The 12,799-nt window shown below is 43.6% G+C and carries 7 protein-coding genes; 3 read left to right on the forward strand and 4 right to left on the reverse strand.

The genetic code is table 11. The features are described 5' to 3' along the window. Positions 1-332 precede the first annotated feature (332 nt). From EXT47_RS22835 to EXT47_RS22845, 3 genes are all read left to right on the forward strand, one after another. On the forward strand, positions 333-3,122 hold the full coding sequence (locus tag EXT47_RS22835; protein WP_130127669.1) for a TonB-dependent receptor: 2,790 nt from the start codon (positions 333-335) through the stop codon (positions 3,120-3,122). A gap of 164 nt (positions 3,123-3,286) precedes the next feature. Continuing rightward, entirely contained in the window at positions 3,287-4,546 is a 1,260-nt protein-coding gene (locus EXT47_RS22840) for a metallophosphoesterase (protein ID WP_130127670.1), read from the forward strand. 139 nt (positions 4,547-4,685) lie between these two features. Continuing rightward, positions 4,686-6,092, forward strand: coding sequence for a hypothetical protein (locus EXT47_RS22845; protein ID WP_130127671.1), 1,407 nt, complete (start codon positions 4,686-4,688; stop codon positions 6,090-6,092). 76 nt (positions 6,093-6,168) lie between these two features. On the opposite strand, the gene EXT47_RS22850 is transcribed toward EXT47_RS22845, so the two are convergent. From EXT47_RS22850 to EXT47_RS22865, 4 genes are read right to left on the reverse strand one after another with little or no spacing between them, the layout of a single operon-like run. Continuing rightward, positions 6,169-6,771 carry a hypothetical protein gene (locus tag EXT47_RS22850; protein ID WP_130127672.1) on the reverse strand — a complete coding sequence of 201 codons (603 nt, stop codon included), beginning with the start codon at positions 6,769-6,771 and terminating at the stop codon, positions 6,169-6,171. Positions 6,772-6,804: 33 nt separating this feature from the next. Further along, positions 6,805-7,746 carry a hypothetical protein gene (locus EXT47_RS22855; RefSeq protein ID WP_039496614.1) on the reverse strand — a complete coding sequence of 314 codons (942 nt, stop codon included), beginning with the start codon at positions 7,744-7,746 and terminating at the stop codon, positions 6,805-6,807. Between the two features lie 13 nt (positions 7,747-7,759). Next, positions 7,760-11,668, reverse strand: coding sequence for a hypothetical protein (locus EXT47_RS22860; protein WP_130127673.1), 3,909 nt, complete (start codon positions 11,666-11,668; stop codon positions 7,760-7,762). Further along, positions 11,665-12,690 carry a DUF4150 domain-containing protein gene (locus EXT47_RS22865; protein WP_039496617.1) on the reverse strand — a complete coding sequence of 342 codons (1,026 nt, stop codon included), beginning with the start codon at positions 12,688-12,690 and terminating at the stop codon, positions 11,665-11,667. Before EXT47_RS22865 ends, EXT47_RS22860 begins: the two co-directional genes overlap by 4 nt. Between the last annotated feature and the right edge of the window lie 109 nt (positions 12,691-12,799).

Genomic DNA, 12,799 nt, shown 5'->3' on the forward strand with positions numbered 1-12,799 from the left:
AATGTAGAGCGATATAGTAAAAATTTGCGCTTGGTGCTGATAGGGTCAATTTAGCTCAGTAAAGGCGATGTTTTTATGACAAAAACCGCAACATTTTTGCGTAACAGCAGCTAGCAAACCGATTGGTATTCAGAGTTCAGGTTAAATATCGTTGCCAAAATCCTAAGGGCTGGGGGTCATATCGGCTCAAATTCACGAGTTCGGCCGGCATAAACGCCTTGTTAAAGGCAGCAGCGCACTCTAGTGAAATAAAAGCGTCACGTTTTCGCACTAGGGTAGCCGCGACGTTTTAGCGGGGCGCTAAAATTCTACTCAACCTGTGCGAGCAAATAATGAAAAAAAATCTACCGACAAGCTTTACGCTTTCTGCCGTTGCGATGATCTGTGCTGGACTGACGTTAAGCTCAGCTGCAAATGCTAACACCCTATCAGGGCAAGTTAGTTCCGTATCACAAAAGAGCCACTTTCAAGGGGCTAAAGTGGTGATCAAAGAACTAGACAGAACCCTTATCTCTGAGCGCGATGGCCGCTTTACCGCAATCAACCTCCCTGCGGGTAATTATACGCTTGAGATAAGTTATCTTGGCGCTGAAACAGTGACTAAAAGCATCACAATTATTGATAACCAAGTCACCGATGTTCAAGTACAGCTTGGTTCTCACTCGGGCCAAATGGACGATATTATTGTTGTAGGGCAAAGAGCCGGACAAGCAGGTGCACTAAACCGACAAAAAAATGCCCTGTCACTTAAGTCTATCGTCAGCGCGGATTCCATCGGTCAGTTGCCGGATCAAAACGCAGCAGAAGCACTGCAACGTCTGCCTGGACTTTCTATTCAACGAGATCAAGGTGAAGGCCGTTTTGTGGCAATTCGTGGGATCGACCCAAATCTAAACAACGTCACCATCAATGGTGCAAATGTACCTTCTCCTGAAGCCGGCGTGCGCTCGGTGGCGATGGATGTCATCCCAAGTGAGTTAGTGCAAAGCCTAGAGGTGAGCAAAACGGTCACACCGGATATGGACGCATCAGCGGTGGGCGGTAGCATCGAAGTAAAAAGCCTCAGTGCTTTTGACCGAGAAGGGCAGAGCTACAGCGTGACGTTACAAGCGTCACACAATGAACAGGTGAGCGAGACCAGCCCAAAAGCGTCGTTTAGCTTCACCGATATTTATGCCGCAGGCAAAGAGGTGGAAGTTGGGGTTGCAACGGCGGTATCTTGGTTTGAGCGTGAGTTTGGTTCTCATAATATGGAAACCGATGGCGGCTGGATGGAACTAGAAATGGACGATGTGAACTCAGGAGAAGAAGTGAGCTTCTTTGGTGCTGAGGAAATGGAGCAGCGCCACTATCGTATTACGCGAGAGCGTTTAGGGGCGGCACTGAATCTTGATGTCCATCACAAAGGGTTTAACAAATACTACTTACGCACGCTCTACAGCAAGTTTTCTGACGATGAATTTCGTCAACGCAATGAGTACAAGTTTGACAAAGGCGATGTATTTGCCGATGAGCTAAGCCAAAATGCGGCCTATTTCTCAGGTGCAGAAATGGATAGAGATACCAAAGACAGATATGAAGAGCAAAGCATTTTATCTGTGGTTTTGGGCGGCGAAAACTTAGTGCAGGATTGGTTTATTGAATACAGCATTGGCTACTCGAAATCAGATGAAAGCGAGCCAAATCGATTGGATACCTCATTTGCTGGAGAAGATTTTGCGCTAGGGTATGTACTGGATGGTAAGACACCCACGCTTGCAGCGGATGAAGCTTCCCAGCAGCTTAGCAATTTTGAAATCGATGAAATTGTCTGGGAGAACAACCTAAGTGAAGATGAAAATACCAGCTTTAGACTGGACTTAACTAAAGACTTCACTTTACTTGGTCACAATGCGCAAATTAAATTTGGTGGTAAATATGCCGACCGTGAAAAGTTTAACCGCGTTGATGCCAAGCTATATGACGGCGGCTTTGATGACCTAACGGCGAAAGACTTTGCCGCCAATGAGCCTGAGTATGAGCTTGGGGCCTTTGGTCCGGGTTTAAGTCGCGGCCAGATCCGCGACTACTTCTACAGTAATCGCAGTGCCCTTGAGCTAAACCAGCTTGAAACTGACATTGAAACACAAGGTCGCTCATACACCAGTGAAGAAACCGTCACCGCGCTCTATGCCATGCTGACGGTCGACATTGATAAACTCAATGTTATTGCGGGCTTTAGATACGAAGACACAGATTATGCAACGAGTGGTAATCGTGTTGAACTCATTAATGATGAAGTGAATGACGTTGAACGCGTCGAGATCAACCAATGGCAAGTTGAAGATAGCTACGACCATTTATTACCAAACTTAACATTACGCTATGAAATCAGCGATAAACTGATCACTCGTTTTGCCTATACACAAACTCTTGCGCGTCCAAGCTTTGAAGATGCAGCAGCATTTCAAATCATAGAAACAGAGACCACAGAAGATGATGGCGAAGTTGAAATTGAGCGTAAAGCCGAAGTTGGAAACCCAGACTTAGACCCATACAAGTCAACAAACTATGACTTCTCGGTAGAATATTACCCCGGCGCAATTGGCGTGTTATCCGCAGGCGTTTTTCACAAAAACGTCGATAATTTTATTGCCAAAGCCGAGGTGCAAGATAACGGTCAGTGGCAAGGCTATAAAGAAGTTATTCAAAGTGTTAATGGCGGCGCCGCTGAACTAACAGGGGTAGAACTTGCGTACACGAAGAACTTTAAAAATGGTTTGATGCTCTCAGCTAATGGTACATTTATTGATGCTGATGACAATCTACCAAACCAATCCGACACCGTGGGCAACCTAATGTTTGGTTATGAAAATAGCCAAATAAGCGCAAGGTTGAGTGCGTCGTACAAGAGCAAAAGCTTTTTGTTTGAAGAGAACAAGCAGCGCGTTTTCCAAGACGACCATCTGCAACTCGATTTAAGCATGAAGTACTTTTATACCGAGCAAACTCAGCTGTATTTCAACGCGATCAATTTAACCGATGAGCCGATGAGCATTTATCAAGGCGACACTCGTTACAACTACCAATACGAAACCTATGGGCGTTCATTTGAGCTTGGAGTAACGGTAACGTCTTTCTAAGAGAGAAGTAGAGGTGGGTGTCCTTGTAAAAGCAAAAAGATGTATTGAAAGGAAGGATGTATTAAAAGGACACCCACCGTATCGAGCTAGGGTCTTAGGTATTAGCAGGACACCCATCTTATTTATATGTAGGAGGATGCAGTGGTAACATTGTGTCAGTAACAATGAAAATAACATCAATAGCTTTACTATTCACGCTTAGTGGCGCAGCGCAGGCCGCGGAAAATATTAACTTTCTGGCCTTTGGTGATGGCGGCTATCACCCAGATTATCCAAAAACAAAGCACATTAAATCGCCTAAAAATAAGGCCGAGTTTATTGCTGCTGAAAAGGCGGATTGGTTAGAAGAGCATCGTCCAATTGAGGAGTTTAATCACGCGCCTATTTATGTTTATCCGGGGACCGAAACCGCAACGGAAGAAACCGGCGCATTAGTAGTCGGGCAGGCAATGGCCTCTTTGTGTGAGAAAAAGCCATGCGACTTTGCTATTCAGCTTGGTGATAATATCTATCCTGACGGTGCGGCGGCTAACGATGGCAAAGACGACCAAAAGCGTATGGATGACTTGATTTTAGGACCGCTAAAGCCACTCCTTATTCAAAACCCAGAGTTGGTTGTGTATTCAGCGTTAGGCAACCACGATTGGAAGACGTCTCGTCGCGGTGTGAAATTACAGACCGAGTGGATGGCTAAGCAAGCTAATTTTCATATGGATGGCAAAGGTTATTACAGCTACACCTTTGGTGAGAAAGACAATAATGTTGAGTTTTTTGTGCTTGATACCAATATGCTACTCTCTGGCCAGCATTATTACGAAATTCCACTAAAATCGGATGGTAGTGAACAGGGACTGGCAAGTGCACTGGCCAGTGGTCAAGCCGAAGTTGAAGACATTGAAAAACATGAGCAACCTGTCAATGGGGAAGATCACAGGCAATTGGCTTGGCTTGCAAATGGGCTTAAAAACTCAACCGCAAAATGGAAAATTGTATATGGACACCATGTACTTTGGTCGATTGGTGGCACCAAGTACGATGAAGCTCATGTGCTACGCCGCTTAATCTTACCCGAACTATGTGAATATGCAGATGCATATATCGCAGGCCATGAGCATGATTTGGAACTGTTAACGGACGACTGTTCGCGTGTACTCCCCGGAAACACAAAGCCTAAGTTACCACTTATTATCAGCGGCGCCGCATCAAAAATGCGTGGCACGCATACACCGCTTGCTAACTATCAAGAAAAGCGTTATCCAGAGTACGACCTAGTCTGGAATAAAGCTTTTACTTGGGGCTTTGCGCATATCGAATTAGACAACCAAAAAGACATGCTCAATGTGTCGTTTTACTCAACACCAAACGATTTAAGCGGTCAGCTGGTGCCAGAGCAAAGCTTTAGCTTCGCTCACCGCAGTAAGTAACGGATCAGCAGGCGATAAACATGCGGTTTTAAGTATTTAAAAAGGGTGAAATACAAATTAAATGTAATGCTGTGTAATTGATAACTTCCGTTTTGATGAACTAGATTTAACAGGAGTTTTACATCTTAAGGAAAGCATCATGCTACCGTCATCAATTACACGCACTAAACTCCAACTACTTGGAATGTCATTATTGCTTGCTACAAGTACACTGGCTGCGCCAAGTGCGCTTGCTTACTCGAACGATACTTCTTGTAAACCGAATAACGATTGGTTTGGCAGCCCTGTGCCAAACCCTCCTGAAGGTGCAAATAGTCCGTTTGCATTTAAAGATGGTAAAGATCTCTCGACAAACTGCGATTTTCATCAGTGGTCGTGGAATAAGTTTCTTTATTTAACGCAGCCTGACAAGCGTGCTCCTGGTGGCTTGTTGATGTTTGGTTCTGGGTTTTGGCAGGTTGATAATGCGCTAAAACCTTATTTTGCCCCTTGGAATGATTTATTAAATCCAACCGGACTTCGCCCCGCAAATGTGTTGATCCTTGAAGATATAAATCAAGCAGGATCAGATGGTGTTATTTACAGCAAGTTTGGTGGGACGCCCGTACATTATTCGATCCACGTTAACGATACTTATATGAAGTCAGCAACCTCCCACCCTAAAGCAGATAGCAAAGCTGAATTTGCTGTGGGGTCGGTTGAGTTAAAGGTTGCTTGGATGGATGTCAAAGCGCTGCAGCAAGTCTATCCAAAGCTTGATTTAGCTGAGCATTTTTATATTCGTAAAGCGGTTTACCAAAAAGACAATAAATATAGCGGTACGGGAGAAGTAGCACTCGTTGGCATGCATGTTGTCGGTGTGGTTGAAAATCACCCAGAGTTTATTTGGGCGACGTTCGAGCATAAATTGAGTGCACCAGATTACTACAGCTCTGAGGGAAAGTTTAAGAAAAGCACGGCTTACTTACAGCAAGATAAAGTAGTGAGTAATAGTCACGATCTGCTATTTTATCAGGGCGGAACTGAGGTGCAAAATGCACATTTAACGTATCCAGCTTCTGAAACGACGACCAACACGTTTCGTTTATATCAGTACGGCGTGCCAAACGGCAATCCATATATAGCAGGTAATAATCCTGAGCTGGTGGGGAGTCAGACACAACAAGCCCAAGATGAAACTAACTTCAATAATATTACTGAACTAAATAGCTTAGTGAATGTAAAACTGGAACAAAAGAATCCAGTTTGGAGTAACTACTTTTACGCCGGATCAATCTGGCTGAGCACGCAAGATTACGATTTTGCAAATGGCATTAGTGGCAATATCGTGGGTAAGGGAGCCAACGAGGCGTTACGCGGCTCATTGGCGGTTGCCAATATTACTATGGAAACTTATACCCAAACTTTCAGCGATGTCACTGGCAGCGAGCCACAAATTAAACCAGCTAACTGTTTCAGCTGCCATGGTATAAGTGCAGGTAAATCAACGATGCAAGTAAGCCATATTTACAATAACTATTTGAAATTAATGCAAAAGAGTCAGTAAATCAGGTTTCCTGAGTACGCAAAGGCTCAAAATAGTAAGCCACCGATTTTAGCGGTGGCTTATTACTTCAAGGAGTTTAATCAATTTGCTTTATGGGTTGCTTTATCTTTTGCATTAGAAAGAACAAAAGTCCTATAAAAACGATATTGATGAACGCCATGATAAGGGCTACTTGATCCTCTGAGTGCCCGCGAAAGTCAGACAGCAAATCAGCAAAGATAAATAGGCTATAAAACGTACCTGCTACATTTAAGCCCCATCCTACAAAACGGGATGTCTTTATAAGCTGAGTGTAATCGCTAAGCTTTGCCATAATAAAGTGATACCCATACATCACACCAACGGCTGCCATCATTAAGCCGACAGCTGCATTGTCGCCTCGTTTATTTAAATAATATGCATCGAAACATAAAGCACCAACTGCAAAGATGCCTATCAAAATAACAATGGCTTTAATCAAAAATTCAGCGACTGGGTTGGGCTCTCGCTTTGTTGAAACTTGAGATCTTGTCATCGTAACTTGCTGACCATTCCGTATTACTTGTTGCGGCTGTTGTTGATGAGCTTGACCATATTTGGGTTGTTGATTTTGCACACTCACATCACTGATTGCACGAGTAGGCGTTCCTTCATCTAGAATATGCTCAACGCATTTCTTAAATAACTTTTTTATTGTCACAAAAACTCCTTGTTATAGAGATTAATTCGAGTATTACCAAAACACTTTATCTAACGGACGGTTATTTTTTAGGTCATAAAAGGGGGCTTGTTTTATTAAATCTTCACCTAATATTTGAATATGGTCTTGGTGGTCAAGATAGGGGCTTTCTATCGTTTCTTGCCAACCTTTATAAAACGAACTTGGTATGGGCTGAGTGGTATCCATAAAACGGTGGATTTCACTCCATAGCTGCACGCTGCTGTCCATATCCTTTGGCTCCCAATCGGTTGAATAAAGTGTTTGGCGCTTAAGTGTTTTTGGGTATCGCAGTGGGGCTAAAAACGCCAAGTTATGCCTCACGCCTTTACCCGAGGAGACCTTTACAATATACAGTTCAACTTCATCAAGTGTTAACGAGAAGCTCCCTTCATTATTGCCAATGGGAAATGTGACAAGGCCGGTATTTCGGAAGAAGTCGACCCGTAGCACTTCAGATGTATGGTGTTTAATTCTATGAACTCGGTAAAAAACGAAGCTTGCAAACACCACTAACCCAATCATAAGGTAAAGGATATGAGGCTCAGATTCTTTCAAGTATACGGGGAGACAAACAAGCGCAAATATTGAGGCCATATAAGCAAAAACGACATTCGCAAGTTTCCCTACTCGCGCAAAGTCAGCTCCGCCTAATGCGATACGTTGGTTCGATGAGAGCAAGTCATTATCTTGCAAGACAAAGTCTGCTTTACTATTTACAGCCACTTTTTGCATGCCTTTACTAATGTTAAAGTCTCGTGGTATCGAGTCCTCTATTTTTAGCAGCGGTGTTTCTTCTATTGGTCGATCATGCACTACTTTATCTACAGGCACCGAAGGTGTTAACGTTTGCGTCTCCTTTTTACCCTCAGTTTCCATCACCTTTTCAACAATTTTTTTTACCAAAATTGCTATAAAAGTAAGAACTGATTGATTGGATTTTAACTTGTCTCTCATGGGTAGCCTTTAGTTAATTTAGGAGTCGCTGCAACACGCCAGCAGGGCTCATGCCATAATCTTCGATTTCGACGTTAATGACTTGCTCAGCCCAAAGATCTGGCTTTTCTATCTTTCCTTCTTCGTCTCTTTCTGACGCAGGTAACCTTAACTCTTGAGATGAACCTGAGTATATTGTTGCTCCTTTGCCTCTAGGATATTTTCGACACCGCATTCTGATTTGAATTTTAGAATGATTAAATTTATCAAAATAGGGATAAAGTGCACTTTCTTCAAACTCAATAATTAAACCCGTTAAACTAGGATTAATGATAATATTGGCATTTTGCCAAAAATAATCTAATGCTGTTTGAGCTTGCCCCGTGGGTGCGACAGCAATTAACGAGCTCCAAGGTTTTCCCGCTAATAGTGGGCGAATGTCCAGTTGAATGTCTAAATAACCAAGCTCTGACTCTGGAATATGACCTGGTATTTGCACATTGAACTTTGCGACTTGGAACTTGCCTTTGGATGTTACTTTGTCATATATCCGAGAAGGTGTGTGTAATTGTACAACTGATACATCACTAATTATTTTTGGAGAAAATAACTGATCATAGAGACTATGAAGTGCATATTCGGGATTTGTCTTCCAGCAGTAATAGGGGTTGTCACCAATCCAATCACGCTCGCCACCACCATATGCATCACTGCCCCAAGGACAAGCTTTAACCCAAGCTTCCAGCGGTTCGTCGCGTAATAGATAATAAATACCATATCCAAGTAACACCAGAATGAGTCCTACATAGCCCAGTTTACTCATGGGGTTTAAAATAATGCCTCTGGTGATCGTGGCAAGTATGGTTGGCGCGGTTTCAACTGCTAGCGCAACAAAACCTGCGGTAGCAATGCTGAGGCCCGCAGCGCCACCAGAATCGCCGCGCTTAAACGCGTAATAGGCATCAAAGCCCGACAATCCGGCACTATATGCAGATGCTAGGAGGTTTAATCTAGCTGTCCATGCCATGATGTTTGCTTTTTTTGCAAACTCAGGGCCGAATTTACGGATAGCATCAAGATTTCCTTTTGTCATTTTGTACTGTTGAAATTCTTGATATTGGCGCAAGCTAGGTAATCCAACTTTCATCTCTGTGATCATTGAGAGAGTAGAGAAATGAATCGCTGCCAAATCGGCAATACTACCCATGAAGTCAACGAGTTTTCTATCTCCACTCATATCCCAATTCAAAAATGCTTGTCGAAAATTAGCAATTTCAAAGATATATACAATACCGAGTATACCCGCCATTCCTCCCTTTAATGACTGCCCTGATACAGACTCTGTAACTGCCGCATTTTGCCATTTTTGTAGGTTTGCGAGCCTATCAGACAACTTCTTAAGTGCTGAATGTTGATTATCTAGCTCTGTTGCATACTGTTTTGCCTCTTCTACTGCCGCATCGTATATCGCTTGGGCTGTTGATTCTGCTGACTTGGCTGAGACATCAGCACCAGTAATTTTTATCAAATATGCAATGGATTTGTTTTTGCTTTCAATCGTTGTGATGGTTTCCGCTTGATTGAGAGACTGGGTTAGAAATTCAAGTCGTTTGTTTAAATTTAGTACGTCTTCTAACGATAGTTTGAGCTTAGAGCCTCTATATCCAACGTCTATTTTGCGTTTATTACTGCCGCGAATAATTTGGTTGAGTTCTTTAATTTGCTTTTCTGCAGCCAATTTTCGAGACTGAGGATCAAGTGGCATATACCCTTCAGGAAAATTCCCGTTGAGGTAATCTTGCACTCTCATTTCCACTTCAACTAGGTACCCAGGTGCCGAGATATCGACCAAGCGCATCAAAGGTTGCAACACGTCTGCTTTTGCATCAATGAGTTTTGCAAACGGATATTTCTTCCAAGCATTGTTTACCTTCACAAAAGAGTTGACCTGTTTTCTAGAACGACTGACGGCGACTTTTGCTTTAGCAAATTTAGCCTCTAACTCTCTTAGACGCGCACGCTCCAGTTCTAATTGTTGATCAAGCTGCGCTCTGCTCATTCCATGTTCTTGCTCTGTTAAGTTTTCAAGCACACTTTTCTTATACTCATATTCAGCACGCTTTTCTTGTAACTCTTTAAATGCTTTTGCTTTTTCTCTTTCAGCGTCGGTAAGGGCTTGCTCTGACTGCGCTATCTCATGTTGTGTTGCATCCATTGCCTCACGAGTTTGGGCCTTTTGTTCCCCAAGCGTCCCCGAATGTGTAGAGAGATTATAAGCGGCCTCTGGAATTTCGAATAAACTGCCTGCTAAGCCCATAATCACTTGGGAGAGGCGGCGCCCCATTTGCTCACTCTCTTCTTGTGGCAAAACGGCTTCTTGATCATGGATCTTTTGTATTTTGGCGCTAGTTAAAGGCAATGCAAAGCGATCATATTCCGCTTTTTCGTAGTCGTGTAGTTTGTCGCCTGTAGGCTTTGGAAACAAAAATTGGGTGATTTGCTTAGCTGGTTTTGTTGGGTGTTGACCCAGACATTGCAGGATAAAATCTTGCCCCTGATAGCCTGAACTTAACTCATGCCAGAACTCTTTGTCCGTATTAAGGTGTGCAAGCGGTGCGGCTGGGTGAGGCTTTAAAGCGAGAAATACATCGGTGACCAAGTCGTATGCTTCAAAGAACCTCAGATCTGATTGGTAGGCATAGTCTTTAAAGCACTCAGTAAAACCGGCACTAAGAGATTCTTGGTTTAAGAACTCGACTAGTTCGTCAGAGATTTCTGCAATGCGGCGAGCAAGTTTTTGGAAGGCCTTTTCTTCCAAAAACTTAAAGAATTTATCTTCCTCTAAATGAGAAGTGCGCCAGTCTTTTAATTTATTGGCAAAGTCGACTGCGTCTTCATCTGACTCTACAAGCTTCTCTCCACTGCTTTGAATTTCAATGTCTTTATCTAAAATCGAATTGGCTTGATGGTAAAAAACCTGCACCATAAAGCTGGCGAGCTCATATTTAGCTTGTTGTTGCAGATCAATTTCACCGGTTGCACTATCTAACCCTGATAATTTATTGAGTAAGTGCTGAATATCCGTGGTGAGATCTTGAATTTGTGAAATGAAATATCGAGCCACATGGATCCCGTCAAAAATCGGCACTTGGGCGATTTTATCGCGCTCTGGAAGGTGCAGCTTTTGATGAAGTGTGGGGGTGTTAACTACTTTGCCTTGGTCGTTATAGCCTGTGGCAAATTGTCCCAAATTATCTAGCTTAATCATGCGCTGTGCTCTGAGCGCTGCTGCATTTCCTGGGGCGGGGCAATGTCTCTCTTCGTCAGCGAGTGGTGTGCCGGTATTTAAGCGTGGATCCTGCTCATTCAAACCGCCAAACAACAAGATTTGCTCCCACGACCACTGCACTTCGGACCACGCGATTTCTACGCTTACTTCGTTACCATTTAGTTTATGCGGAACGAGAATACTGCTGGTTGGCTTACAGGTTGCTGCACGCGTGCCTTGCGGTCGAGTGTTTGGCTTATTGGCCGACTTTTTCCAACGTAAAAAACCTTTTTGCCAATACAAATTTACATCTGAGAATAGCGCCGGAGCGTCAAAGTCTTCAGGTTCGATAACTTGTAGTTCACGCCATAAATAGCCATCGACATAAATATAGATAAATCCGCTGGTTACCGGAGAGGCCGATTGTAGTTGTTGTTCTGGCGTGTCGTATAAAAATGGATAAATGTGCACCAGCTCAATGTCGGCATCGCTGCTTTGTTGATCTACCGTGTTTGAAGTGTAAAGAGGGACCTTATAATAGCCTTCTTTTGTGCCATCAACCGAGGTGTCTTTGAGCATCAAAGAGACCACTTCTTTGTCGCTTGCATAGCCCTCAAAAACAAGTTCTCTAAAATTACCGTTAGCATTGGTTTTGGTTGGTAAAGTGTGGCTCATCCTATCTTCACCTCTTCATCGCTAGGTTTACTACTACCGGACACTTTTATATTGATCTTATTGGTACCGTCTTGGCTTAGTGGCTCTGCGCCAAGCACTACATCAAGGCCTGCAGGAGTGGCACCACCGGGTTGGTTCAATGGTGCGGGGGGCGTATTTTTATTATTAGATACCATTAAATCTCCCTGCCTAACCGCAGGCTTTCCCTCGATGTAAACATCAAAGCTGCCTTGCAGAAACTCCGCTTTTTTACCCAATGTTCGACTAGCAATACCTTTTTTATTACCGGGCTGGTCTCCCGTACTTTTTGAAAAGTTAGACTTGATATTGGCGGCACCGTTACCTTGAATTTTTACTGAGCTGGCAACGCTTGCGGCGTCTGATGAGCGGGCGATGTTGCCATAAGGAATAGGCACAACCACTTTGCCTATCTTAGTCAAACAAACGTCTATTGTGCTTAACACACCGCCGCTGCCGCTATGCACAGCGGTTCTGCCGTTAATGAGAACGTTCGCGTTTGACACGATAGACGCTTGTCTGGCTTCGGCTTCAAAATCTCTGGCAACATCACTCTCAGTTCCTACTTGCCAACCCAGTTTAAGGGTTACCAAGTCTAAGAATGCTTGTGGGTCGCTAATTGGCAGACTCACATCCATTCCCGTTATTGGCTCAATATGCGGTAGAACAGCCGTTTGGTTTTGTTCATCCCATTGTGGTGGGTCGATGATGTAGTCAGGAATAAACGCATTGACCATTTGGCCTAAGGTAAAATCGCCGTATTTGGCTCTTTCGATTTCTTCTAAAAAGGCTTGCTCTCCCGCAGCACGGTCGGGAAATATCGCGATACGATAAGCTTGTCCAAGCGCTTGATTACGTTTGGCACTAATATTTAATGGTAGTAAGGCTGGATTGTTGTGCCGCCAAGAAGCAGAACCTGAGGTTCGTAATTTGGCAGTTTGCGCGTCGACATTGTATTGCACGCTCTGGGCTTCGTTGCCTGCACTGGCGCCGATAAAGCTCATTGTGTTGTCCTTAAATTATTCCTTTAGTCGCAGTTTTTTGTATTTATCCAATACAAACGGCGTAATTGTTCCGCATTGTCTGCGCTTTGTCAAAGAGGGCATTATTGTG

Origin of the sequence: Pseudoalteromonas sp. CO342X (assembly GCF_004208915.1) — a bacterium.
Lineage (GTDB): Bacteria > Pseudomonadota > Gammaproteobacteria > Enterobacterales > Alteromonadaceae > Pseudoalteromonas > Pseudoalteromonas maricaloris.